The organism is Akkermansia sp. UBA7090 (assembly GCF_002493465.1).
Classification (GTDB): domain Bacteria; phylum Verrucomicrobiota; class Verrucomicrobiia; order Verrucomicrobiales; family Akkermansiaceae; genus Akkermansia; species Akkermansia muciniphila_A.
Window position 1 is genome coordinate 94,508 of record NZ_DKYW01000025.1, and the last position, 24,780, is coordinate 119,287.

The following is a 24,780-nucleotide window of genomic DNA, read 5'->3' on the forward strand; positions in this document are numbered from 1 at the left end:
GTCTATTTGACGATGTTCCGGGGAGTGAAGTGCATTTCCTGTTCCTCAATGCCGAATTGCCAGGTGGCTGTCTGCCACATGTTGGCAGCAGGATTTTTCCAACGGACCTGGACGGTTACGGGGCTGAACCGCAGGGGACGGGATGGAGTCCATTTCAGAATTTTTTCCTTGGCGTCGTACCGGGCGTTTACCAGGCCGAAGCCGGAGATGCGCATTTCCATCTGCCTGGGGTCCAGGGAGGGTTCCCCTGCCAGGGAAATGGATATATCGGGAGTCTGGTTTTTCACCACGGTATTGGCTGCCGGATAAACGGGCTGGGCCGGAGCCGGGTAGGAATTCAGCTTTTTGCCGCTGCCGCCGCCAGGGGTGGCAGCCGGAGTTTCCGGAGTGGAGGGAACGTTGAAATTCACGGCTCTGGTGAATGTCTTAGGGTCTTTGCCGAAGACCATGTAGCGGTGAATCCGCCAGCGGTCCGTGTCCTTGGTCACTTTTTTGGGGATTACCGTAAAGGCCGCCTGGAATCCGGCTTCTTCCGCCCTGGAGATCATTTCCGGCAGGATGAAGCCGCCCGGATAGCAATAGGCCTCCACGGAAGAACCGGGGAATTTTTCCTGAAGGATTTTCCGGGAATGGCCTATTTCCGCCGTTGCCAGCTCCTGAACCGCCTGGGCGCCTTTACGCTGGGCGGCACGCCAGGATCTCGGGTACAGGTGGCTGACGGAGTGGCTGCCCAGGGTGGCGCCGTTATCCAGCATTTCCTGAATCTGGGCGGGGCTCATGGCCGAACCGCGGCCCGTGATGAATTTGGTGTATGGGAAAATGGTAAAGGGGAATCCCGCTTCTTTCAGGATGGGATAGGCGTCCGTGTAAACGCTCTTCCAGCCGTCGTCAATGGTGATCATGACGCATTTGGCCGGAAGCCGCCTGTCCCCCAGTTTCCATTCCAGGAATTCCTTCATGGAGATGACGGGCACTCCGGACGCTTTCAGCGCCCGCATCTGGGAGCGGAACACATCCGTATTCATGCGCATCTCCGTAGCGGGAAGGGTGCGGCTGAAATCATGGTAGCCCAGAATGGCTACGCGGGTTTCATGCTGAGGGACCGGAACGGAGGAAAAGGCCGTGGAAGGGATGACGAGGGGCGCCACCGCAGGTTGTGCCGGGGCATGCAGGTTCGTTTCCCCGGGGATGGGTTCCGCGTTCGGGATGGACTCCGCCTGGGGAGCGGAAGAGCCTGTCTCTCCGGGAATGGGTTCCGCCATGGGGATGTATTCATCCTTGCGGTTGGCTTCAATCAGGTCTCTGACGGGAACGATGCCGGCGGCCGGGTCTCCCTTGACGGTTCCCCCGATGACCGGGCCGGGGGCAAGGGGAAGGGGTGACGCCGGCGGCAGGTCGGGCGGAAGCTCCGCACATGCAGCACCGGCTGCGATCAAGAAAACGGAGAGGAGGCCTGGGACGGAGCGCATATCTGCAACTACTATTTTTAAGTTTTCTGTTCAACCTTAAACTCAGGCAGGCATGACAGCCTGTTCTATGCCGCGCGCGTTTTTCCGGGGCCTGTCTGGATTTTCCCGCTGAGCGCGTTTCTGTTAAAAAGCATGCAGACTCATTTTCCGCTCGCGGAAGAAAGGAGAGGCGTTTAGTCTGTCCGCAGACATGATCTGTATTTGTCATTTCTTCAAAGTTCTGGCGCGCCGTGCGGGTCTGCTCACTATCATAGCTGCCGCCGCTTTTTTCCTGGGGGCTCCCGCCGGTGAGGCTTCGGCCCGCGCGGCGGCTCCCGCCTATCCGGCCGCGGAAGTGGGGGGGGAATCCCAGTACAGCCATTTTCCCATTCCCCTGAATCAGTACAAGCCGGTGCCGCCGGATGCCGGCCTGTACCAGGTGCTCAGTGAACGCAACAAGCAGTCCGGCGGTTTCAACCTGGCCGTGACGCTCGTTTTCTTCGGGGCTATTATCCATACGTTTCTGGCCGGCCGCTTTGAGCGTTATTCCCATAAGCTGGCCCTGCGCTACAAGGAAAAGCTCAAGGAAACCAATTTCCGCGTGATGCATCCGGAAGAGCGCCTCCCGGTTTCCTTCGCGTCCGCCATTTTCCATTTCCTGGGAGAAGTGGAAGCCGTGTTCGGAATCTGGCTTATCCCTTTTATGTTCGTGTGCTGGAAATATTATTCCTTTGAGGATTTTTCCGCCTACTTGAATTATGATTGTTCCTTCACGGAGCCGATGTTCGTGATGATTATCATGATTATCGCTTCCTCCCGCCCTATTTTCAAGCTGGCGGAGTATGTCGTGAACTGCGGCGCCAGGCTTGGGAAGGCCACGCCGGGCGCGTGGTGGATTTCCGTGATGTGCCTGGCTCCCCTGCTGGGTTCTCTGATTACGGAACCCGCCGCCATGACGATCGGGGCCCTGATCCTAAGCAAGAAATTTTACGACCTCAAACCGAAGAAAACGTTGATGTACGCCACTCTGGGGCTGCTCTTCGTGAATATTTCCATTGGGGGCACCCTGACGCATTTTGCAGCTCCGCCCGTGGTAATGGTGGCGGAAAAGTGGGACTGGGGACTGACTCACATGATCCAGCATTTCGGATGGAAGGCCGTTTCCGCCATCGTCATTTCCAATTTGGCGTATTTTCTCCTTTTCCGCAGGGAGTTCGCCCGCCTGGCTTCCCAGCAGAGAGAGTTTGACGAATTTGACGACGCCGTTCCCCAGTCCTGGGAAGACCGCAATGACAAAATACCGCTGTGGGTGACCCTGGCGCATGTCTGCTTCCTGGTCTGGACGGTTCTCTTCGCCCATGAGCCGGTCATGTTCATCGGCAGTTTCCTGTTCTTTATCGGTTTTACGCTGGCTACGCCGCAATACCAGAACCAAATGTCTCTGCGCGTGCCCATCATGGTGGGATTCTTCTTGGCGGGGCTGGTCATTCTGGGCGGCGTGCAGGCCTGGTGGCTGGAACCGGTGCTGACGCGGCTGGGGGACTACGCCATGGTCGGGGCTACGCTGCTGACGGCATTTAATGACAATGCCGCCGTCACCTTTCTGGCGTCCACGGTTCCCAACCTGCCGGAAGCCGTCAAGTATTCCGTGGTGGCGGGCGCTGTGACGGGCGGCGGCCTGACGGTCATCGCCAACGCCCCCAACCCGGCCGGGCAGGCCATTCTGGGTAAATACTTCAAGGGCATCAATCCCCTATGGCTGTTCGCCTGGGCGGCTTTTCCCACAGCCATCGTGTTCATTTTCTTCACCTGCTTCGGCCATTAAGGCCCGGAGCGGAATGTCACTCTTATGTTTACCGGACTCGTTGAAACAACAGGAACTGTGGAAGGGTTTACGCCTATTAACGGCGGAGCCCGGCTGACGCTGGCCATTCCGTTCGGCCGTGAACTTTCCCTGGGGGATTCCGTTGCCGTCAACGGATGCTGCCTGACGGTGGATGCCCTGGAGGGTGAACGCATCTCCTTTGATCTTCTTTCCCAGACTCTCCGCGTCACCAGTCTGGGAAACCTTAAGCCGGGGGGGCTGGTTAATCTGGAACGCGCCATGTCCGCCATGGACCGTTTCGGCGGCCACTTCGTGATGGGGCATGTGGATCATACCGGCACGATTGCCTCCCTGGAGCCCGTAGGGCAGGACCACCGTCTGGAGGTGCGCATTCCGGAGGAACTAACCCGCTATTGTATTGACAAGGGTTCCATCACCATTGACGGCATTTCCCTGACCATAGCCAATTTGAACGGTTCCCTGCTGGAGTTCTGGATTACTCCCCATACTTTCGGCCGAACGAATTTGCAGGATGCCGTTCCCGGCCAGCCGGTGAATCTGGAAGTGGATATGCTGGCCAAGTATGTAGAGAAACTGTTTTCTGCCCGTGAACGTGCGGAAGGATAGCCCTGCCCGTAAGGAGAAACAAATGCCGGGCATGCCAGGGATGGTTTTTCTCTGCCGGGCTATAAAAAGGCATTCCTGTTTTCCGCAGAAGAAGGGAAGGGCTGCGGAGATTTTTGAACAGGAAGCCGGGACATTGCTGTTCCGGTGAGAGAAAGGCCGTGGGAGGGGGGCGGAGAAAAATGCGGAAGGTTCTGTTTGCTACCGGGCCATGCCTCCTTTTGCCGTGATCCATTTGCCGCGTTTGACGACCTGTTCAAAGAACAGCCCGTGGCGTTCCGCTGCCTCTTTCGTTTCTTCCCACTGGGAGGCCAGAATGCCGGAGATGATCAGCGCGGCATCCTTCTTCATGGCGGCAATGATATGCGGAAAAGCTCTTTGCAGGATAGTTGAAAACAGGTTGGCGACGACAAGATCCCCCTGCTGGGATTCCGAAGGCTTCCATTCGAAGACGTCTCCCACAAATAAGTCCAGCTGTTCCGCCGTGACGGCGTTGCGGACCATGTTGTGCCGGGCCACTTCAATAGCCATGGGGTCAAAGTCGAAGGCCGTGGCGTGCTCCGCCCCCAGCTTCAGAGCCGCCATAGCCAGCACGGCGGTGCCGCAGCCTATGTCCGTCATGGTCCATGATGTTTTTCTGCGGGATTTGGCAACGTCGCAGATAAAACGCAGGCAGGTGGATGTGGTAGCGTGGTCTCCTGTTCCGAAAGCCATTTCGGCGGGGACGCTCAGGATGCTGCGCGAGGGGAACTGCTTCCGCAGGGCGGCCAGATTTTCCGGAGAGCTCTGTTCCGTAATGACCAGGGCGTCTCTTATTTTGAGCGGAGGGCGTTTTTCCCGCTTTTGGGCCGCCACCCAGTCCTGCGTCCTGACTTCCCGGACGGTTCCTCCAAAATATTTTTTCAAAGCCAGGGCGTCTTCTTTATCATCGCAGTAAACGGTAATTCGGACCGTTTTCCCCCCTTTGATTTTTGTAATCACGGCGTTCGGATTCCCGGCGATGCGTTCGCTCCACGCGTCTTCCCATTTGGCGGCGGAAAGTTTGTTCCAACTCCATGTCATGCAGAAAGTATGGGATTTTTCCGGCAGGGAGGCAAGAATGGATTGCCAGTGGCGGCGTTTCCACTTTTCTGGGCTGTGGAATTCTATTGTTAAGAAATTGATTTATTTGAAAAAACATTAAATATCAACTAATAATAAATTTTATTTCCAGTGTGGACGCGAATTATGAATCCGCCGTCAACACTCAAATTTGATAAAAAACAATTTAATGCTTATTTACCCTGTTATTTTCGAGCGCCGGCTTTTGAAAAAGCTTCTCTCCCTTTATGGATAAAGTTCTTCTCACACGACGGAAAGGTGATGCTGCCCAAGGCATCAGGAAATTCCGCAAGCCCTTCCATCCCAGGATTCCCTTTATATACGGATTCATAATCCGTTAACATCCGAAAGCCGTCTAGGTTTTTTAATTGTAAAATCGATTATGAAGAAATCATTGTTTTTATTGATGAGTGCTGCCTTGTTAGGAAGCGCTTCCGCTTCTTCCGTATCATGGACTGGTGGAGCAGGAACTGAAAATTGGACAGATGCGGCCAACTGGGATACTAATGCTGTCCCGGGCAATGGCGATACCATTAGCATCAGCGGCGCTTCCGTTAATTGGGAAAAAAACGGAGGTTCCATCTTTGGTAATTCTTCCACCATTTTCAATCTAACCGACGGAGCAACGGTTTCTCTGGGAAACTTAACTCCTTCTTCATCAATTCCCAGCAAAAATCCCCGGTTTGACGGGCAATTCAATGTGGGAGAAGGAAGCGTTTTGAACGTCAATGCGCTGTTTGCGTACGGCACAAGCCGGATTGACGGGACGGTGAACGTTTACAATATCTTTGATCCGGGCGCCAACCATTCCATGGTTTTTGGTGTTCATGGCGTGATCAATTACATGTCCGGCTCCATGAATGGGGTGGAAGGCAATAACCGCACGACGACCATTTCCGCTTCCCTGAATACCGGGATAGTAACAGCGACATCTACATATGGTCTTGAAAAGAGGTATTTGATTTGCGGGGCTGAAGAAGAAGCTTTCAACACAAATCTTTATCAAACGTGGAACCTTGCAGCGGGGACAATAACTGGAACCGATGGAGGCGCACTGACTTCTACTGAAGGAGAGCTGACTGCGACAGCCGAGGATTTTGGCAAATATCATCTGGGTACTGACGAGAAGGGTGTGTATGTCCAATATGTGGCCGTTGTCCCGGAACCTGCCACAGCCTCCCTGAGCCTCCTGGGGCTGACTGCTCTTATGATGCGCCGCCGCCGATTGGCATAGAATAATATATTATTTTTCAGCCCGCCGCTTTCCTGACAGAAAATACAGGCAGGAAAGCGGCGTTTTTTATTTTGAACCTGTTGAGCAGGTTGGGATTCGCCTACACCGTTTGTTCCATTGCCTTGGCGTTCCTTTTTTGGGTGGAGCTTGTCTGCTGCGTGTTTCCGGCCCGTTGAATTTCTCCCAGGCTCCAAGGCAACAAGGAAGGGCGCGTCGTATCTCCAACCTCCGCCTCCCGAACTGGTCAGCCATTATCTTTTCCTGTTACCCAGGGAAGGGAAGACCAAAAACCGCCGTAACGGGATGAAAAAGATGCGGCCGCCGGCTGTTGGCTATAGGGATTTGCCGTTTGGCCACATCAGCATCCGTTTCAGGAAGCGTTCGTTGTTGACGGTGATTTTCGGGAAGAGGCGTTTGCTGGATTCCTTGAGCGCCCTGATGGCGTCTTCACCCTGCAGCGGCATGCGGCCGGAGCCGTCGATGATGGTGCGCAGCCAAGCAGTCTGCGGCATGCCGCATGCTTCCACGGCCTTGAAGGGCATGCGCTCCCTCCAGTTGGTTCCTCCCGTAGTGCCGGGAATATTGAGGCGTTTGTTGATGCCGAAGAGGGCAGGCCAGAGAATGGCCGCATAACGGGAACGGGAACGGAACAGGGCGTTGTACATGGCCGTTTTGATTTCCTGGTTCCAGCAGGAAAGCCAGGTTTCAGGCTGCATGCCGGAAAAATCCGCAAACCATTTCAGCAGGCGCGCTCCGTCCTCCGCCTGGCGCACGATGTTTTCCTGTTCCGGGCCGGACGGCGTTTTGGGGGAGCCGTCCTCCCACAGTCCCAGCTTGCGGGCGCGTTCTATTTTCGCGTAGCTGTCGTTCCATGTCTGCATGATGGTTTCGAAGTCATGCGTTCCGAACGCCGCAAAGGAACATTCGTGATACTCCTGTCCGGATGTAATGGTTCCGTCCTCCTTGATTTCCCAGTGAGGAATCTTGAAACCGGGAATATCCAGCTGGCGCATGTTCGGGCGCACGTAATCCGGAACGCAGCCCAGGTCTTCCCCCACCACGCTGACGCCGGGAGCGGCGGAAAGCAGAAGGCGCAGATACAGGTCTCCGTCCGCCAGGTTCATGTTGCGGTCCGCAGCATTATCATCCCCGCGGGGCTTGAAGCCGGGCAGCCTCCCGCCCGTCCTCTGGGCCGCCTGATCGTGGGAAAGAGGCAGGAAGTCCCCGTTTTCCGTAGGTTTCCACGGGAAGGAGTAAATGCGGTAAAAGCCCAGGATGTGGTCAATCCTGTACATGCTGAAAATCTTGGTACAGTACTTTACCCTGCGGCGCCACCAGGCGAAGTTATCCTGAGCCATGACATCCCATTTATACAGCGGAATGCCCCAGTTTTGCCCCCATTTGGCCGTGAATGGGTCTTCCGCATAGCTGCCTTCCGCCGGGGCTCCTCCGCACCATTCCGTGTCAAACAGGTGGCGTTCAAAAAAGACGTCGGCGCTGGAAAGGGAAACGCCAATGGGGATATCCCCCATCAGCTTCACATTGCGTTCGTCCGCATAAATACGGATGAATTCCCACTGTTTTTCACAGAGCCACTGGAGCCAGCGGGCAAAGTCCTTTTCCTCCTCGTAATCGGCGGCAATGGCCTTGGCCCGCGCCGGATCCTGTTCCGGCCAGCGCCACCAGATTTCCGTGCCGAACAGGTCGCAGAGGACCTGAAAACAGACAAAGTCTTCCAGCCAGCTTCCCTGTTCTTTCACCCATTCCCTGAATTTGGGCATGATGCATTCATATTCCGGCTTGGTCTTGAAATTGTTCCAGGCTCCCCGCAGAATCCACATTTTCCAGAATCTGACCTTGGGATAGTCCACCAGATCCGGGCCGGAGGGCTGTTCCCACGGCGGCGTGTCCCCCGTTTCATTGAATACGCGTTCTTCCAGGCCGGGGATGGTCCAGGGTTCCAGGGAAAGGTACAGGGGTTCCAAAGCTACGGAGCTGATGGCGGAATAGGGGGAGGGGCATTCGTCCCTGCCCAGGGCATTGACGGGGAGCAGCTGAAGGAACCCCACATGGGCGTCCGCCGCCCAGTCAATCCATTGGCGCAAGGCCGTCAAGTCACCGATGCCGTGGTCATTGCTACGGCGCAGGGAAAACAATGGCAGAACTACGCCGGCTAATCTTTTCTCATCCATATCAGAACGCATTACTTGAGCGGTTCCTCCGGATAGACCTTCGTCAGCCGTTGGAACAGTAAGCGCCAGAATAGCATTTCCGGTGGGAAGGCAGCAAGCTTAATACGTTGTCTTTGCGCCATGCTTTGCGGTTTTTCCTGGGAAGTGGAGCAGGGGCGGGCGTCGGTAAGGCAGGCTGTTTGTTTTCCGCCGCGGGAATAAATGCCTTACCGGGAATCCGGTTATTTACCCGGGAGGCCGGTTCGGGAGCGGCATGGTTTTCTCTGCGGAAACAGCATGAACAGGAAGGAAAGGCGGAATTTTTCTTTTAGAAACAGCCTCCGGCGGAAACAGGCGCAAATTCTGCTTCCATCCGTAAGCCGCGGCAATTAAGATAATCCGCAAATGAAATTGCTTTTTCCCTCTTCCGCTCTGCTGGTGCTGCTGGCCTCCTGCGGTCCGAACAAGCATGTGAATGCCTGGGACCGCCAGAGTTCCGCGTTGGATCCCGTAGGAATCACTTCCAAGAAAATGGCGGCTAAAAACAAGGCGGAACAGGCATTTTACAAGCCTGGGGAAGCCGTTACGTTCAAGAAGGACAGAATGATGGTGTTTGAGCAGAATCCGGAAAATAATTTTTCCACCAGCGGAACCGTCAGGGGTGGTGTGAAAACCGGAAAGGTGCTGGTCTGCGGGGATTTATTCGCCAAAGTTGAGTTTGAAGACGGCAGCCAGGGCTACGTGAGCCTCTCGGAGATTGTTAATCCGCAGGAAATGATGAGTTTTTATCCTGTTTCCGCCTCCGATATGATTGGCCCGGACGGTGCCTTGCTTCCTTTGCCCTCCAATATGGGCGCCGTCAGTCCGGAAGCCGCCGCCGCTTCCCGTGAGCTGGATATATCCCGGATGAATACCTCTCTGGTTCCTGTTCCGAATTCCGTTTCTCCGTCGGGAGCCGCGCCTCAGGAAGCGCCTCCGGAAAACGTTCCCCTGCCTGAATCCAGCGTGAAGCAGTAGGGCCTTTGAGGAAAAATCCGGAAAGCCGGGCGGAAAACAGGAGGCAACATATGCAGGCCTGCGCTCCGCCCGTGTTTTTGTCCCCGGTTTCTTTCTGCCGGGCAAGGAAGTAATCTTATTCCGCCGTCAGTTCATACGCAACGGCATCCGTTACGGTGACGGTGGCAAATTGCCCGACGGGCAGCGTCAGAGGAACGGAAACGGTTCCGTCGATGTCCGGAGCATCCCATTCCGTCCTGGCGACTCCGGGAGCATCCACCAGCACGCGGATTTGTCTGCCGATTTGCTCCTGGCCCGTTTCCGAGGCGAGACGCGCCAGCAACATGGTTGCTTCATTGTAGCGGCGCGCCTTGGTGCGGTGGTGCACCTGGTTGGGCATCTTGTAGGCTTTTGTCCCTTCCTCCCGTGAGAAGGTGAATATGCCGGCGCGTTCAAAACGGAATTCCTCGATAAACTCCATCAGCTCCTGATGGTCTTCTTCCGTTTCTCCGGGGAATCCGGTGATGAAGGTGGTGCGGATGGCGATGCCCGGAACGGCTTTCCGGATCTTCCGGAGCAAGGTGCGGATATAGTCTCCGTCCGTTACGCGCTGCATGGCGTCCAGCATGTTATCGGAAATGTGCTGGAGGGGGATGTCTACATAGCGGGCCACTTTGGGGCATTCCGCGATGGCTGCGGTCAGTTCGTCGCTCCAGTGGGCGGGGTGGGTGTAGAGCAGCCTGATCCAGAATTCCCCCTCAATGGCGTTCAGGGCGCGGAGCAGGGAGGCCAGGGACTCTCCGCGGGAGGAATCGACCGCGCTGCGGCGGTTGGGGCGTTCGTCCGTCCATTTATCCATGCCGTAATAGGTGATGTCCTGCGCGATGAGGCAGATTTCCTTCACGCCGGACCGGATAAGGGCTTCCGCTTCACGCACCACGTCCTGCTGGGAACGGCTGCGGTGGCGTCCGCGGATCATGGGAATAATGCAGTAGGCGCAGCCGTGGTTGCAGCCTTCCGCTATCTTGATGTAGGCCGTGTGCGGCGGGGTAAGGCGGTAGCGTGGCGTGTTCCAGTCAGGAACGTACCTGCATTTCCCTTCAATGAAATTCCGGTCCTGTATGGTCCGGTTCATCACTTGAGTGATGATTTCCGGCAGTTTGGTGATTTGATCCGGACCGATAAAGGCGTCCACCTCCGGCAGCAGGGCGGGCAGTTCCTTCCGGAAACGCTGGGACAGGCAGCCCGCCACGATGAGTTTCTGGTTTTCCGGATAAGCCCCGTTTTCCCGGGCGCGCACGATGTCCAGAATGGCGTCGATGGCTTCCTGCTTGGCCTGGTCAATGAAAGCGCAGGTATTGACTACCATTACGTCCGCAAGTTCCGGTTCCGGAGTCATGGTCATGCCGGCTTTTTGCAGGTGGCCGATCATGATTTCAGAGTCAACCAGATTTTTGGGACAGCCCAGGGAAATGAGTCCAACGGTGAGAGGCATGGCAGTAAGTAGGAAGCGTGATGGCGTCAATCCCCGGAGGGGGAGTCGTCCTTGACGACGACGAGGTCGAATGGACGGATGTCCACGACGCGCACAGGGGTACCCTTAATCAGTATGCCTTGTCGAGAGAAAACCTCGCATATTTCGCCATGAATCATGGCTTTTCCGTTAGGTTTCAGCTCCGTGACGGCGTTCCCGCGGTCTCCTACCTGAACGCGCGCAATGTTGACCGCCTCGCCGGCGGAACCTCCGCTGACTGTGGCGTTGGTGACGCGGCGCATCAGGACGGAATCCGGGAGGTATTTCATCAGCAGGGCAATCAGGAGGGAGCCTCCGGTCAGGCCCAGGACCAGTTTCAGGAGGGGGATGCCCAGGACTGCCGCCAGCGTGTTGACGTCATCCCACTGTCCGTCCCGGATGATATGGTCCCATTCCCAGGAGCTGACCATGCCGCCGAACAGGGCCAGAAAAATGCAGACGCCGCCCGCAATGGCCGCAATGAACGTGCCCGGGATAACGAAGAATTCCACGCAAAGAAGGACTATGCCCAGAACGAGCAGGGCCGCCGTCTCATAGCCGGCCAGATTCCCGGCAATGTTGTTGCCGAAGAAGAACAGGGCAAACGCGGCAATGGCCACAACGCCGCCGATGCCGAATCCCGGCGTTTTGAATTCCATGTAAATGCCGCCGATGCCCAGCAGGATCAGGATAGGGGAAGCCCACGCAATCCACAGGCCGATGCGCTCAAAGGCCGTAGGTTCCGCCGTGACCACAGGGGCATTCACTTTCTCCTGGGCCAGCAGGTCCGTGACGGAGGAGGCTGTGCCCTGGGCCAGCAGGGGCCTGCCGTCTTCCAGCCGCGCGGCGGCTTCCTTGCCCGTCAGGGTCAGGAGGGCGCCTTTTTCCAGTTTGACGGGGCCGAACTGCTGTTCCTGGTCGGACGGGATCATCATGGCTTTCACCACTTCCGGGCGGTAACCCTTTTCCGTCACGACGGAGCGGGTAAAGGCCCAGAAGGCGCTTTCCGCTTTCTTGCGCATGACGGGGTCCATTTCCTCTCCGGATGAAGTGATGATGCCGGCCGCCCCTATGGAGGAGACGGGCGCCATGTAAATTTTATCGCACGCCGCGGAGATGAGCGCCCCGGCGGACATGGCCCTGGGGTTCACGTAGGCGTAGGTGGGAATGGTGAGCGGCTGGATGCTTTTCATCATCATCTCGCTGGTTTCCCAGGCCAGGCCCCCGGGCGTGTTCAAGTCGAATATTACCGCGCGCGCCTGTTCCTCTTGCGCCCTCTTCAGGATGCGGTTCATGAAGCCGAAGCTTTGTTTGCTGGTCAGGGAGTCTTCCCCCACGGGGATGACGACTACCCTGTCGCGGAAGGTTTCCTCCGCGGCCGCCCGGAAGGGGTAGCCGGCAAACAGGGCCAGCAGAGCCAGCAACAGAAGGTGAATGAGCTTCATAAGGGCAGGCTAGCATGTTCCGTTCCCGCGCTCAATGGGGAAATGCGTTCCTCCGGGGCGGGAGGCCATTGGCGCTGCGCCATTTTTCCCGGCCTGCCTGCGGAGGCGTCGTTTTTCCGCGCATGGCGTTCCGATTCTGTCTTCTTGTGCACCCGTGCCCCCTGTGATAGACTGGTCCCGCCTTATGGGAAGGATTGATGAAGACAGCATCCGGCGCGTTCTGGAGGCCACTGACATTGTAGATGTAGTGGGGGCCTATCTTCCCCTGAAAAGGGCCGGTTCCCGGTGGAAAGCGTGCTGTCCGTTCCACAATGAAAAGACGCCTTCCTTTATTGTGGACCAGAGTCGGCAGAATTTCAAATGCTTTGGTTGCGGGGAAGGAGGGTCCGCCATCACTTTTGTAATGAAGATGGAGAACCTGGGGTTTGCGGATACCGTGCGAAGGCTGGCGGAAAAAGCCGGAATCTCCATTGTGGAGGAAGTTTATGACGCGGCGGAGGAAAGGCGGCGCAAGGCACGCACGGCGTTGCTGGTGGCCCACAAGAAAGCAGCTGGGTTTTTCCACAGGCTCCTGCTTTGTTCCCCGAAGGCGGCGGAGGCCAGGGCTTACCTGAATTCCCGCGGATACGGGGCGGACATGGCGAAACGCTGGCAGGTGGGATGGGCGCCTGACTCCTCGCGGGAGTTTCTGGCCTGGGCTCGCAGAGAGGGGATTCCAGACCAGGTGCTGATTGATTCCGGTCTCGCCAACCGCGGAGAACGGGGAGATTTGTACGCCCGCTTCCGGGACAGGCTGATGTTCCCCATCAACAATGTTTATGGAGAATGCGTGGCGTTTTCCGGCCGCGTCCTGCGGCCTCAGGAAAACGCAGGCAAGTACGTTAATTCCCCGGAGACGGCCATTTTCAAAAAGGGGGATGTGGTGTTTGCCCTGGACAAGGCGCGCGGCCCAATGGGAAAAAGCGGCAAAGCCCTGTTGTGCGAAGGGCAGATTGACGTCATTGCCTGCCATGAGGCGGGGATTTCTTTTGCCGTAGCGCCTTTGGGGACGGCGTTTACTCCGGAGCATGCCAGGATTCTTTCACGCTATGCTTCGCGGATAGTGTTGTGTTTTGACGCGGACAAGGCGGGCATGGCTGCGGCGGACCGGGCATTCCGTGAACTGGCCCCCTTCGGCAAGGATATTTACCTGGTGAACCTTCCTGCCGGGGACGATCCGGATTCTTTCATGAAGAGGGAAGGGAAAGAGGCTTTTTCCGGGATGGTGGAGCAGGCCCGTTCCTTCTTTGAGGTCCGCATGGAACGGGCCAGGGAGAGCGGCTTGTTGGATGACGCGGCTTCCGGCGCCTCTTTTGCCCGTGAGATGACGGCCTTGCTGGCCTGCATGAGCGATCCGGTGGCCCGGGACCTGGCTACGGCTGACATGGCCACGCGCATGCGCATGGCTGCGGATAATTTGCGCGGCGCCGTCAGAATGGCCGGACGCCGGAAGGGGCAGGAACAGGCCCAGTCCGCAGAACGCAAGATGGCTGCGGAGGTTCCGCATCAGCCTCCTGTAAAGATGGATCGCGCCGTGGCCGTGCTTTGTGAACTGGCCATTCAGAATTCCCGTGCGCAGGGGCTTATCGTGGACCGCATTGAAGAATTGCTGGAGCCGATGCGGCTGCTGCAGGGCGGAGGCATCTTAAAGAAAATTCTGGCCAGGCTGCCTTCTCCGGACAGCCCCGCGGCCGTTCAGGCTTTTCTGGCGTCCCTGCCTCAGCCGGAACGGGACGCCCTGGGCATGCTGAATCTGGAGCCTATCCCCATTCCCGATGTGGACAGGAGCGTACAGGAAGCCTGCTCCGGCATTGCGAAGGCCGCTTTGGAGAGGCACATCGCCTCCCTGATGGCGGAACTGGCGGATCCCTCCACGGATGCTGCCAGAAGGCTGGAATTATCCAAACTTAGTGTTGACTTGAAGCGTTTGCTGGGTACAATGTAACGCCTCAATACCTCCGGGTGTTGATATAATGGTGAATTGTGCCCTCTTCTTTTCAAGATATGTCCAAATCCGGTGACCCATCCCCCTCTTCTCCCAAGAAGACTTCCGCCAACAAAAAAGCTTCTGAATCCAAGGAAAAAATAGCGGCCCGGCCTGCCGCAAAAAATTCCAAAACCGCTCCCAAGGCGGCTCCTGTCAAAAAAAGCTCCGCCAAGGCTGCCGCTCCGGTTGCGGAAAAGGCCGCCGCCAAGCCCGTTGCGGAAAAAAAGGCCCCGGCAAAGAAAGAGTCTCCGGCTTCTGCCTCCAGGAAGGCGGCGCCGGCCGCCAAAAAGGCTCCGGCAAAGGCGCCTGAAGCAGTTCCCGCCAAGAAAGCTCCAGCCAAGGCTGCGGAGAAGAAGCCGGTGGAGAAGAAGACTGCCAAACCTGCCGCGAAGGAGGAAGCTCCCAAAAAGCTGAGCGAAATTCTGGAAGAGGAACGCAAGAGGGCTGCCAGCCGCAAGATCACGAATCCGATTGACGCTCCGGAGATTCAGGAAAAAATCCGTGAACTTATCAAGCTCGCCAAGGAACAGGGGTATCTGACTTTTGACGACATCAATGACTCCCTTCCCAACGACATCGTCGATCAGCAGGATTACGAGGCCATCATGGACCGCCTGCGCAGCATGGCGTTTGACATCATTGACGCGTCCGACGTGGACAGCTACACGGACCGCACCCGCATCAGCACGGAAGAAGAGGATGAAGAGGAAAAGCTCGAAGCCAAGATGGACATTCTGGATGATCCCGTCCGCATGTACCTGAAGCAAATGGGCCAGGTTTCCCTGCTTACCCGTGAAGAGGAAGTAGCCATTTCCAAGAGAATTGAGGACGCGGAACAGAACGTCCAGCGCTGCGTGCACCGCTTCGGTTTCATTGCGAATGCTTATCTGGACGTAGCCTATCGCCTGCTCGATAATGAGGAACGTTTTGACCGCGTTATCCTTGACAAAAAGATAGACTCCCGCGAGCGCTACATGAAAGGGCTGGCCCAGCTCTGCGCCCAGATCCAGCAGACCCATCAGGACGCCTCCGATTCCTTCCGCAAGCTGTACCGCAGCAAGGAGGCTGCCAAGTCCGTCAAGGCCCGCCAGGCCGAGTTTGACAAGGTTGCCGGCGCTTTGGTGAAGTTTTTCGGCCGCCTGTATTTCAAGCACAAGGTGATTGAGGATTTCTGTTCCATGATTGACGAAGCCCGCGACCGCGTGCTCCGCATGCAGAAGAAGATTTCCCTGGATCCGGCCAACAAGGAACTCAAGGAACATCTGGCAGAGCTGGAGCTCCGCATGTGGATGACTGCGGATGAAATGGGAGAAGCCTACCAGGAACTCCGCAAATGGCTTCGTGAAGCCCGCAGGGCCAAGGATGAAATGGTGGAGGCCAACCTGCGCCTGGTTATTTCCATTGCCAAGAAATATACCAACCGCGGCCTCTCCTTCCTGGATCTCATTCAGGAAGGCAACATGGGCCTGATGAAGGCGGTGGAAAAATTTGAATACCGCCGCGGCTACAAATTCTCCACCTATGCCACCTGGTGGATTCGCCAGGCCATCACCCGTTCCATTGCGGACCAGGCCCGCACCATCCGCATTCCCGTGCACATGATTGAAACCATCAACAAATTGATGCGCGTGCAAAAGCAGCTGGTGCAGGAGTACGGGAGGGAACCCACGCCGGAAGAAATCGCGGAAGAAATCCATCTGCCTGTGGAACGCGTGCGTTCCGTTTTGAAAATGGCCCAGCAGCCCATTTCCCTGCAAGCCCCCGTGGGGGATTCCGACGATACCTCCTTTGGTGACTTTATTGAAGACAAGGCGGCGGAGAATCCCATGGAGGAAGCTTCCTTCTCTTTCCTGAAAGAAAAAATCAAGGATGTTCTGGACACCCTCACGGATCGTGAACGCGAAGTCATTGAACAGCGCTTCGGCCTCCGGGACGGCAGTCCCCGCACTCTGGAGGAAGTGGGCCGCCAGTTTAGCGTCACCCGCGAACGCATTCGCCAGATTGAAGCCAAAGCCCTCCGCAAGCTGCGCCATCCCACGCGCATCAGCAAGATCAAGGGATTCCTGGAAATGACGGAATCCTGACCGGATTTGCGCCGCATGCCGTGCTACGCTTCGTAGTCATGAAGACTTGCGTAGCTGCGGCATGCGGCATGTTTTTGTTACTGGTTTCCTGTTCCGGCAGCAGGGAATTCAAACCGGCGTTCAATCAGCCCCTTCAGCCCGTGATGCAGCCGGGCTTTGTGTATGTGGACCAGGTGGCTCCGCTGGTGAAGACTGATTTGAAATATGCCGGATATGACAATTTTGTAGGGCGTCCTCTGGACGGCTACCGCGGCCGGCGCGCCATCCTGCGCATCCAGGCGGCGCAGGCGTTGAAAAAAGTCTCGGAAGATTTGTACAGGCAGGGTTACCTGCTGGAAATTGATGACGCCTACCGTCCCCATACCGCCGTGCTGGACATTTGCAAATGGGGAGCTGACGACGGGGACCAAAAGATGAAGTCCCGGTATTATCCCCATATTGACAAGGCCAAGGTGTTCGGAGACCACTATGTGCGCGATTTCTCGGAACATTCCCGGGGCGTGGCTGTGGATGTTTCCCTGCTGTACGCCAGGACTGGAAAACCAGTGGACATGGGCGGCCATCATGACCTGCTGGATCCCAGTTCCGCCACGGACTCCACATTAGTGACTCCGTCCCAGCGCCGGAACAGGATGATTCTGAAAAAGGCTTTTGAAAAACAGGGTTTTGCCAATTATGCCCCGGAATGGTGGCATTACCGCCTGTTGAATGAGCCTGAACCTGCCCTGCATTATTACTTTCCCGTGTGGGACGGCATGGCTTCCGCAGGCCAACCGTAACATTTTCTGTTGCGAATGCGTCTTCCTCCTCTCTCCATTCCGGCGGGAGGAAGAGACTCCATGCGGGAAGATGAATTTCTACTCCTGGAAATAGCAGGGTGTTTTTAATGACAAACCGCCCTGCGGCGTTTCCAGATCAGGAATGCCATGCCGACTATTCCCAAAGAGGCAGAGGCCGGTTCCGGAATGGGGGCAAAGGCTGTTCCCATTTCCAGTGAAACGCCGTAGATGTTGGCATGGGTGGATTCGGAAGAAGTTCTTTTGGCCAACAGGATATCATTCTGGTAGTAATTGCCCAGGGTGGGGGTTCTGTTTTCCCCGATCAGCTGGCCGTCCAGCCATATCTGGAACAGGCCTTTGGAGCCGTCTTCCGTAGCGCCGCTGATGACAATCCTGAGATCATGAATTCCCTGGGTCATGAAGTGGCTGTTAGCGTCATCGTATGCGGCGCCATAAAGCAGAGTGCCGCTGGAGCCGTTGCCCCAGTAGATGCCGTCTTCCCCAATGGCCAGAAGCCCGGCCCCGTACAGTCCGTCTCCTAGGAATACTGTCAGGAAGTTGCTGCCGGGCGTCACTTCATCATGAACCATGCTCAGCTGAATGGAAAGGGTGATGGTCCGCGCCTCTCCGGCCGTATTTGCCGGCAGGGCCAACCGGAGCCAGTCAGAGGTGTTCTGAGGGGAGGAGAAGGAGAGGGTGGAGCCGTTGCTGCTCCACAGGTTGCCTGCTCCGGAGGATGCGTGTGTAAACGTGCCGAGAACGGCGCCAGAGGCGTTCTTGACTACGGGAGACGTTGTGGAGAGATCCGCGTGAAAGGTCAGATTTGCCCCGGAGCGTCTTTCAAGCCCCATGGTGCGTTGCCCCACGCCCAGAACGCGGGCGATGTTGCCGGCTACGATCAATTCCCCCTGCGCATTGGGATGCGCACCCCGGATGGTATCAATCATCGCTCCGTTGCTGGCGTAAAACCCCTGGGAAACGTCCGCGTACCGAACGCTGGAGGTTGCGGTGGACCATCCGGAAACGGCTTGTTGAAGAAGGCTGTTATAGTTTGAAACGTTATTTACTCCCGCGCCAAGGGCACCGTTGTTGCTGCCAACTGGCAGACAACCCATGACCACCACGTTCATATCCGGGTTGTATTCCTGGAGAGTGGTGACGATTCGTTGGATATTTTCCACGATTTGTTCATGAGTCTGGGCATATCCTTTCTGGCTCATGTCATAGAGATCGTTAATGCCTATCATGATGCAGGCGGTGGAAGCTTTGACGTCTCCGTACAGGGACTGGTAAGTGTCTCCCGTGTAGGTGACCAGCGAAGTGCCGTCATAAAACTGGTCGGAGGACTGGGTAAAGGGATTTTCAAGCCCCAGCTTGACAGAGAGCGGCCCCCTGTTTTTTTCAGGCATTACTGTTCCGGGATCCTGCCGGTACATGGCGTTAGCTTCATGGCCCGCGTATTGGTAGGAGCGCCCGCTGGCGGCGGATTCCGAGACATTGGAGAATTGTACGCCCATGTAGTCCGGCGTTTGGGATGAGACGTCCGTTCCCATGGCTGCTCCTTGCGTCGTCCCCATGGGGTTGTAACGGATTCCGTTGTCTACAAAGTTTTTAAACAGGGAATAACGGTAACTGGCGACTTTCCCGGCAAGAAAACTTCCTCCTTGGGTAATGGAATCGCCAATAAAAATGACGCCGCCCGGATCTGCGGCCGCGGCTGTTGAAAATATTCCGGAAGCAATGCAGGAAAGGAGGAAGAGAGAACGTTTCATGGTAAAACTTAAAAGAAAAAGAGAAAAACAGCCTTGGCTGGGCCAAGGCTGGAAATTAAAGATGAAGAGGATTTGTTTCCTTGTCCGGTTTAGGCCCGGCGGCGTCTGTTGAAGCACAGGATACCCAGTCCTAGCAGACCAAGGGTGGCCGTTGCCGGTTCCGGAACAATTTCAGCGTAGAAGTCGGCTACTTCCTCCGCTGTCAGCCTGGTATCATGAAGATACAGATTATGCAGCGTGAAGGAGGTTCCCTTGTTCCCGGAGCTGTTGTTGCCGATGCAGTACTGATTGGTATTCAGGCTCGACCCATAGAGGCCCGAAATAAACGCCTCCTCTTGGCCGTTAATGTAGAGCAATGTTCCATTCTGTCCGTTTTTTGTTCCCATGGTCACCGTCAGGGTGAAGGTCCCTTCCGGAATGCTGATGGCCCGGTTATTCGCGTTGTTCCACTGGACATTATTCCACATGCCCGTTATTTTTGACTGGCCGCTGGAGCTGAGGCATAATCCCCATGTATTTGACGAAGTAAACAAGGCGTTCAGCGTATTGCCGGCGTTTCCTCCGGGCTGAAGGCCGGAGATGGTCATGGTCAGGGTTTGATTATTGGCAGCGAATGAAGAATTGTCGCTTTTCTTCAGATAAAGAACATCGGCTCCGTTTTGAAAAATGGCAGTGCCGTTTTCAAACAAAGGGTTAACAGCACTGTTGTTCAAGAACGCCCAATCCCCGGATGTCTGAGAAATTCCGGTCAGGGAATCAAAGGAGGCGACGAGCTCCGCATTTGCAACAGTAACCATCACGGCTGAAAATAAGACGGAGAAGATGTTGTTTTTTCTCATAACGGCGCACCTTGTATCGGATTTAGAATCCGCAGTCAAGCTCTTAGTTTGAAGGGAAAGGATTTAAGAACAAATCCCGATGTTTTCCGAAGGGCTCCATGCCGGAGACGAAACCCTCTCAGCTTTTCATGTGAAGAAGAAGATTCCAAGGGAAGAAAAGAGCCATTTTTGTTATTCGTATCTTTTTGAAATACATAAATAATTTGCTTTCAATAATTTATTATCATCACATTTATAATGAACGCACATTGCCTTTCAGAGAAGAAACGCTTTCTCCCCTGAAAATTTTTTACTATTAATGAAACCGCGGATTCTAAAACCCGCGTAAGAAAAAGGATAGGACGGCTACCACGACCGGCGCGGCATCCTGCGCATCCAGGCGGCGCAGGCGTTGAAAAAAGTCTCGGAAGATTTGTACAGGCAGGGTTACCTGCTGGAAATTGATGACGCCTATTACCAACCTGCTGCTGTCTTTGTTTTCCGGTTGGGCCGTGAAGAGGGCAAATGTTCCAGCGAGGACGTGAGGATGAATAATGATTGTTGATTTCCAAACCGGTTTGTCCGTAATATAGGAGAGGAAAAGCGCAGTTTGGTCAATTCCTGGCTATTCATTGACGAAGAGTTTTTTTGTTGCGGGCGTCTTGGCCTCCCGTATTTTAAGTGACTGTGCAAATGGCGTTTGTTCATGCCGTACCTCTCCATGCTGCAGCAAAGCGTGCATGGCTGTTGTGAATGATGGTTCTCCGTATTGGGAAGGCCCTGTTTCCATTCCGGGCACAGAGAAGGATTTTCTTAAACGTAAGATGTTGAACGATGTGGTCACTGCATATCAATAATACTTTATCTCTTCTCGCAGTTGTTCAGATATGGCATCTAATGCCATGATTTTTATTATCTTATAAAAATCGTCTGTCTATCAAAGACTCGGCTTCAAGGCAACATTTCCTTCAGGAAATGAACTCATAACGTGATACATTTCTTTGTTGAACCATAGGATGTTCGTATCTCTGTAAGGGGATATTCTTCATTTTTTATGATAGATAGAATAATCCCGACGTACAAAAAATCTAATCATAGAAAAAATCATATTATGGCAGATGACATTAAATTCGTATCCGTGTCTTTCATCAAAATGAAAGAAAAGGAATCCAAGCCGGTTCCCGGCTACTTTATCCATGCGGACGACGACGGCAATCCGATCATGACCGATCCCGTGCTTATCCCCATTAAGCAGAATGTCAATGAACGCAACGAAACCTGGAAAGGTTACATCAAGGTGGAAAAGTCTGGTATGCACTATTTCCGTATCGATGGAGACGATGCGCTGACCCTCAAAATCCCCCATGCTAAAGTTGACATCACGACCGGAGGAGGTTCCCTCACCACTCAGACGGCGCAGGCCAACCTGGAACGCGGGTTTCACTACTGCGAGCTGACCTACAATAACAGGGCCTATAAACCGGAAAACAAGTCCTATGAAGGCTGCATTGCTATCATGAGCACAGCGGAAATGCCCCCGGAAGGCAAGTATGTCAAGAATGACACTACTAAGTCAGAACTGGCTTCAGGCGCCCCCATGACGCTCTACCAAATCGCATTGGGCTGCCGTATCGACTGGCCCAAGGAATCTGTTAATCTTCCGTCTCCTATCAAATGGTATGAAGTCTATAATGACAATGACGGGAATCCGCAGAAAAAGGATTCCGGCTCCATTGCGGGAGTAACCGCCGCAGAATTCAAGCAGATTGCCTGTATCATTTTTGCAGAACAGTCCCAGTACAACGAACAGGAATATCTTGCCATTGCTTCCGTCTTTCGTAACCGCTGGGGACGAGGTAAACACGGCAGTCTGGATAACCGAACCGTTGTTAAAACTGTTGCTGATGATCTTACGAAAAAATCGTGGGCAAGTATCGGAGGAACCCAGTATCAAAAAGCCATGGAAGGCTCTCTTAACCCACAGGAATGCCCGAATTTGGAGAAAGCCAGGGAAGCACTTGAAACGGTTCTGGGAATGGAGGAAGCTCCCTATACCTATGACCGTTACGTGACGCACCCCGGCAGTCTGGACTCCAGCAATTACGTGACGATTGGCGGTCATGATTTCTATAAGAACAATCAATATCGTTCTTGTGACAAGCCCGATTGGTGGGTTGAGTAATCCTGTTAATCCGGTGGTATTTATCCCACTCGGATAACATCTGCTCCAACCGTTCCGTAGCAATACGGGACGGTTTTTATTCACAGAGAAAAATGCCTGTGGCAAACAGGATCATTGGTCCAGAAAATGCTCCCATTCCTTTTTCAGATCCTCATTGTCCACTCCGTTCAAGTGCTTCGGTTCATTTCGCAGAAATGATATTTGAGCCTGTGGAATCGTAAACGGGAAATGATGGCTGATCTTCGTTGTTCCCGGTCTTCCCCCAGATCCTTCCAGCATGACGGTGAGACCTTTTTCATCCAGCAGGATTCCTTTTTTTAAAAGATCTGTCCATATTTTGTATTTGGCAATGGGGACCATCGTTCCCTTCGCATTTCTCTTCAGGCACCAGAACGTATAACAAAGCACGCCCGAGGCCGTCTCGTCATAAACGACGGCCAGGGAACGGTCATCATTCCAGACAATGGGATTTGCCGTGACCTGATAGACCTTACCGCTAAAGTTCCAGTCCGGCAGGAAATCGTCTTTGGAGGCCTTTGCTGGCGCAGGCGCGGCCGGGGCGCTTTCTTCGCTACTTCCGTTCAGGGGGCACAGCATGGATGCTCCCGTAAGCAGGTATATTACAAGGTTGTTCATCGTATCTTATATCAAATTGTTATTAAAATGGTTTTTTTGGATAACCATTATCCCGTATTAGATATGATAAATGAGTGGGGAGCAAGGTTATTTCCCGTTTCACGGAATTCGCCGGAAGAAGCCTCATCCCCTTCAGCAGGACTCTGGGGGCCGTCCGGGAAGGCCCTTTGATGCATTCCCCTGCCGTTCTCATTATTCCCATGAAAAGCGCAAGCCGTCCCATTGCTGGCAATGGGACGGCTTGAACGTGAAAAGGCAATGCTTTTAATGAGGCAGGCGGAAGTTGCGGTTGAACGCGGAAACTTCTTCCTTAAGCCGGGAGAAGCCGTCCGGATTCGGGCATACCTGGTCGCCTACATACAGGGCCAGCGCACGGGCAATGAATTCGGCCACCTGTTCCACGTCTTTTTCCTTCATGCCGCGGGTGGTCACGGCAGGCGTGCCGATGCGGATGCCGGAGGGTTTCATGGGAGAACCCGTGTCAAACGGGATGGCGTTCTTGTTTACGGTGATGCCTACGCGGTCCAGGGCTTCCTGCGCGTCTGCGCCGTTAATGCCCTTGTTGCGGAGGTCTACCATGAATACGTGGTTGTCCGTGCCGTTGGAGACGACGCGGAAGCCGAGTTCCGCCATTTTTGCCGCCATGGCCTTGGCGTTTTTGACAACCTGGGCCGCGTAGTCCTTGAATTCGGGCTTCAGAGCTTCCCCGAAACAGGCTGCCTTGGCGGCAATGATGTGCATGAGGGGACCGCCCTGCATTCCGGGGAAGACGGCTGCATCCAGTTTTTTGGCGTATTCCTCCTTGCAGATGACGAAGCCGCCGCGGGGACCGCGCAGGGATTTATGTGTGGTGGAGGAGACGAAGTCCGCATGGGGAACCGGATTCGGGTGCTGTCCCCCGGCCACCAGGCCCGCGATGTGGGCCATGTCCACGAACAGGTAGGCACCGCAGGCCCTGGCAATCTGGCCCATGCGTTCAAAGTCTATTGTGCGTGAGTAGGCGCTTGCTCCCGCCGTGATCATTTGCGGCTTCACCTCCAGAGCCAGTTTTTCCAAAGCATCATAGTCAATAGCTTCTGTTTCCTGGGATACGCCGTAGTGAACCACATTGTACAGTTTGCCGGAGAAGTTGGCCCTGTGCCCGTGGGTGAGGTGGCCGCCATGGGAGAGATCCATCGTGAGAATGGTGTCGCCCGGTTTCAGAACAGAGAAGTAAACGGCCATGTTGGCCTGGGAACCGGAGTGGGGCTGCACGTTGGCATGATCCCCACCGAAAATTTTCAGCACGCGGTCAATGGCGAGCTGTTCCACTTTGTCCACCACCTCGCAGCCGCCATACCAGCGCTTGCCGGGATAGCCTTCCGCGTATTTGTTGGTCAGCAGGGAACCCTGGGCTTCCCGGACGGAGGGGGAAGTGAAGTTTTCAGAGGCAATCAGCTCAATGTTGTTGCTTTCCCGGCGCCCTTCCTCCTGGATGAGGGCCACCAGTTCCGGGTCCGTCCATTGCAGGGGGCTGCCGGAGGATTTAACGACGCGGCGTTCATGGCGTCCGCCTTCAAAGTCAGCATGCAGCCAGGCGTCCAGGACGTCTTCCACACTTTCATTGTCCACATAGGCGGAAGCCAGGCAGAGCAGGTTGGAATCATTGTGCTGGCGGGAGAGGGCCGCAGCAGGGGCCGTGCGGCAGAGGGCGGCGCGGACGCCCACCCAGCGGTTGGCGGCAATGCTCATGCCGATGCCGGACCGGCAGATAAGGATGCCGCGGTCATTGGTGCCGTCAGCAATGCTGCTTGCGACTGCATTGGCGTAGTCGGAATAATCACAGGAATTTTTGGTCATGGTTCCCATGTCGGTCACTTCATGACCCCATGCCTTGAGGAGTTCTGCTACGGTTTCCTTGAGATCGACTCCGGCGTGATCCGCGCCGATGGCAATTTTGTATGTCGTATTCATGGTGGTGCTCATTGCTGACGGGCAAAAATACTGCCTTATTTCCCTCCGGCTGGCAAGCCCCGGATTCATTCCAGGCCGTTCGGAGGGCACGGCTTCCGGGATTGACCCCGGAAAAAAGAACCCCGGTCCCCTGAATGGGGCCGGGGCGGTAAGGGGGCAAGCGAGGGGCGTGC

17 protein-coding genes are annotated in these 24,780 nt (G+C 55.3%); 8 read left to right on the top strand and 9 right to left on the bottom strand.

What is annotated here, in order from left to right; genetic code table 11:
* Positions 1 to 2: 2 nt before the first annotated feature.
* Positions 3 to 1,436 carry a polysaccharide deacetylase family protein gene (locus tag B3075_RS08730; protein ID WP_290488084.1) on the bottom strand — a complete coding sequence of 478 codons (1,434 nt, stop codon included), beginning with the start codon at positions 1,434 to 1,436 and terminating at the stop codon, positions 3 to 5.
* A gap of 223 nt (positions 1,437 to 1,659) precedes the next feature.
* On the opposite strand from B3075_RS08730, the gene B3075_RS08735 reads away from it, so the two are divergent.
* Positions 1,660 to 3,273, top strand: a complete 1,614-nt coding sequence (locus tag B3075_RS08735; protein ID WP_290488083.1) for a putative Na+/H+ antiporter — start codon at positions 1,660 to 1,662, stop codon at positions 3,271 to 3,273.
* Positions 3,274 to 3,297: 24 nt separating this feature from the next.
* Positions 3,298 to 3,900 (top strand): riboflavin synthase, encoded by a 603-nt coding sequence (locus B3075_RS08740; RefSeq protein ID WP_290488082.1) that lies wholly within the window; start codon positions 3,298 to 3,300, stop codon positions 3,898 to 3,900.
* Between the two features lie 198 nt (positions 3,901 to 4,098).
* On the opposite strand, the gene B3075_RS08745 is transcribed toward B3075_RS08740, so the two are convergent.
* Positions 4,099 to 4,959, bottom strand: a complete 861-nt coding sequence (locus B3075_RS08745; protein WP_290488081.1) for a 50S ribosomal protein L11 methyltransferase — start codon at positions 4,957 to 4,959, stop codon at positions 4,099 to 4,101.
* 421 nt (positions 4,960 to 5,380) lie between these two features.
* Here B3075_RS08745 and B3075_RS08750 point away from each other — a divergent pair, with 421 nt between their 5' ends.
* Positions 5,381 to 6,232 carry a PEP-CTERM sorting domain-containing protein gene (locus B3075_RS08750; protein WP_290492073.1) on the top strand — a complete coding sequence of 284 codons (852 nt, stop codon included), beginning with the start codon at positions 5,381 to 5,383 and terminating at the stop codon, positions 6,230 to 6,232.
* A gap of 332 nt (positions 6,233 to 6,564) precedes the next feature.
* On the opposite strand, the gene B3075_RS08755 is transcribed toward B3075_RS08750, so the two are convergent.
* The gene (locus B3075_RS08755) at positions 6,565 to 8,424 is read right to left on the bottom strand and encodes a 4-alpha-glucanotransferase (protein ID WP_290487896.1); all 1,860 of its coding nucleotides are present in this window, start codon (positions 8,422 to 8,424) and stop codon (positions 6,565 to 6,567) included.
* 384 nt (positions 8,425 to 8,808) lie between these two features.
* On the opposite strand from B3075_RS08755, the gene B3075_RS08760 reads away from it, so the two are divergent.
* A complete protein-coding gene (locus tag B3075_RS08760; protein WP_290487898.1) occupies positions 8,809 to 9,420 on the top strand; it encodes a hypothetical protein in 612 nt (203 codons plus the stop codon).
* Between the two features lie 115 nt (positions 9,421 to 9,535).
* Here the strand turns inward: B3075_RS08760 and rimO are convergent, their stop codons facing one another.
* Positions 9,536 to 10,894, bottom strand: coding sequence for a 30S ribosomal protein S12 methylthiotransferase RimO (rimO, locus tag B3075_RS08765; RefSeq protein ID WP_094136475.1), 1,359 nt, complete (start codon positions 10,892 to 10,894; stop codon positions 9,536 to 9,538).
* A 26-nt stretch (positions 10,895 to 10,920) separates the two neighbouring features.
* Positions 10,921 to 12,357 (bottom strand): NfeD family protein, encoded by a 1,437-nt coding sequence (locus B3075_RS08770; protein ID WP_290487902.1) that lies wholly within the window; start codon positions 12,355 to 12,357, stop codon positions 10,921 to 10,923.
* 154 nt (positions 12,358 to 12,511) lie between these two features.
* Between B3075_RS08770 and dnaG the strand changes: the two genes are divergently transcribed.
* From dnaG to B3075_RS08785, 3 genes are read left to right on the top strand one after another with little or no spacing between them, the layout of a single operon-like run.
* Complete coding sequence (dnaG, locus tag B3075_RS08775; protein ID WP_290487904.1) at positions 12,512 to 14,341, top strand: DNA primase; 1,830 nt, start codon at positions 12,512 to 12,514, stop codon at positions 14,339 to 14,341.
* Positions 14,342 to 14,400: 59 nt separating this feature from the next.
* On the top strand, positions 14,401 to 16,467 hold the full coding sequence (rpoD, locus tag B3075_RS08780) for an RNA polymerase sigma factor RpoD (RefSeq protein WP_290487906.1): 2,067 nt from the start codon (positions 14,401 to 14,403) through the stop codon (positions 16,465 to 16,467).
* 38 nt (positions 16,468 to 16,505) lie between these two features.
* Positions 16,506 to 17,246: a M15 family metallopeptidase gene (locus B3075_RS08785; RefSeq protein WP_290487908.1), complete on the top strand. Its 741-nt coding sequence runs from the start codon at positions 16,506 to 16,508 to the stop codon at positions 17,244 to 17,246.
* Positions 17,247 to 17,350: 104 nt separating this feature from the next.
* Here B3075_RS08785 and B3075_RS08790 read toward each other — a convergent pair whose 3' ends face one another.
* Positions 17,351 to 19,018 carry an SGNH/GDSL hydrolase family protein gene (locus tag B3075_RS08790; protein ID WP_290487909.1) on the bottom strand — a complete coding sequence of 556 codons (1,668 nt, stop codon included), beginning with the start codon at positions 19,016 to 19,018 and terminating at the stop codon, positions 17,351 to 17,353.
* A gap of 89 nt (positions 19,019 to 19,107) precedes the next feature.
* Positions 19,108 to 19,815: a LamG-like jellyroll fold domain-containing protein gene (locus B3075_RS08795; protein ID WP_290492077.1), complete on the bottom strand. Its 708-nt coding sequence runs from the start codon at positions 19,813 to 19,815 to the stop codon at positions 19,108 to 19,110.
* Positions 19,816 to 20,947: 1,132 nt separating this feature from the next.
* On the opposite strand from B3075_RS08795, the gene B3075_RS08800 reads away from it, so the two are divergent.
* The gene (locus B3075_RS08800; protein ID WP_290487911.1) at positions 20,948 to 22,018 is read left to right on the top strand and encodes a hypothetical protein; all 1,071 of its coding nucleotides are present in this window, start codon (positions 20,948 to 20,950) and stop codon (positions 22,016 to 22,018) included.
* 111 nt (positions 22,019 to 22,129) lie between these two features.
* Here B3075_RS08800 and B3075_RS08805 read toward each other — a convergent pair whose 3' ends face one another.
* Together B3075_RS08805 and rpiB are read right to left on the bottom strand one after the other, a co-directional pair.
* The gene (locus tag B3075_RS08805; protein ID WP_290487912.1) at positions 22,130 to 22,654 is read right to left on the bottom strand and encodes a hypothetical protein; all 525 of its coding nucleotides are present in this window, start codon (positions 22,652 to 22,654) and stop codon (positions 22,130 to 22,132) included.
* Between the two features lie 264 nt (positions 22,655 to 22,918).
* Positions 22,919 to 24,607 carry a ribose 5-phosphate isomerase B gene (gene rpiB / locus B3075_RS08810; RefSeq protein ID WP_290487913.1) on the bottom strand — a complete coding sequence of 563 codons (1,689 nt, stop codon included), beginning with the start codon at positions 24,605 to 24,607 and terminating at the stop codon, positions 22,919 to 22,921.
* Between the last annotated feature and the right edge of the window lie 173 nt (positions 24,608 to 24,780).

What these genes read in the sequence shown, in the direction of transcription:
- B3075_RS08735 (WP_290488083.1), top strand. Translation starts at nt 1,660, where the DNA reads ATGATCTGTATTTGTCATTTCTTCAAAGTTCTGGCGCGCCGTGCGGGT.
- B3075_RS08740 (WP_290488082.1), top strand. Translation starts at nt 3,298, where the DNA reads ATGTTTACCGGACTCGTTGAAACAACAGGAACTGTGGAAGGGTTTACG.
- B3075_RS08745 (WP_290488081.1), bottom strand. Translation starts at nt 4,959, where the DNA reads ATGACATGGAGTTGGAACAAACTTTCCGCCGCCAAATGGGAAGACGCG.
- B3075_RS08750 (WP_290492073.1), top strand. Translation starts at nt 5,381, where the DNA reads ATGAAGAAATCATTGTTTTTATTGATGAGTGCTGCCTTGTTAGGAAGC.
- B3075_RS08755 (WP_290487896.1), bottom strand. Translation starts at nt 8,424, where the DNA reads ATGGATGAGAAAAGATTAGCCGGCGTAGTTCTGCCATTGTTTTCCCTG.
- B3075_RS08760 (WP_290487898.1), top strand. Translation starts at nt 8,809, where the DNA reads ATGAAATTGCTTTTTCCCTCTTCCGCTCTGCTGGTGCTGCTGGCCTCC.
- rimO (WP_094136475.1), bottom strand. Translation starts at nt 10,894, where the DNA reads ATGCCTCTCACCGTTGGACTCATTTCCCTGGGCTGTCCCAAAAATCTG.
- B3075_RS08770 (WP_290487902.1), bottom strand. Translation starts at nt 12,357, where the DNA reads ATGAAGCTCATTCACCTTCTGTTGCTGGCTCTGCTGGCCCTGTTTGCC.
- rpoD (WP_290487906.1), top strand. Translation starts at nt 14,401, where the DNA reads ATGTCCAAATCCGGTGACCCATCCCCCTCTTCTCCCAAGAAGACTTCC.
- B3075_RS08785 (WP_290487908.1), top strand. Translation starts at nt 16,506, where the DNA reads ATGAAGACTTGCGTAGCTGCGGCATGCGGCATGTTTTTGTTACTGGTT.
- B3075_RS08790 (WP_290487909.1), bottom strand. Translation starts at nt 19,018, where the DNA reads ATGAAACGTTCTCTCTTCCTCCTTTCCTGCATTGCTTCCGGAATATTT.
- B3075_RS08795 (WP_290492077.1), bottom strand. Translation starts at nt 19,815, where the DNA reads ATGGTTACTGTTGCAAATGCGGAGCTCGTCGCCTCCTTTGATTCCCTG.
- B3075_RS08800 (WP_290487911.1), top strand. Translation starts at nt 20,948, where the DNA reads ATGGCAGATGACATTAAATTCGTATCCGTGTCTTTCATCAAAATGAAA.
- B3075_RS08805 (WP_290487912.1), bottom strand. Translation starts at nt 22,654, where the DNA reads ATGAACAACCTTGTAATATACCTGCTTACGGGAGCATCCATGCTGTGC.
- rpiB (WP_290487913.1), bottom strand. Translation starts at nt 24,607, where the DNA reads ATGAATACGACATACAAAATTGCCATCGGCGCGGATCACGCCGGAGTC.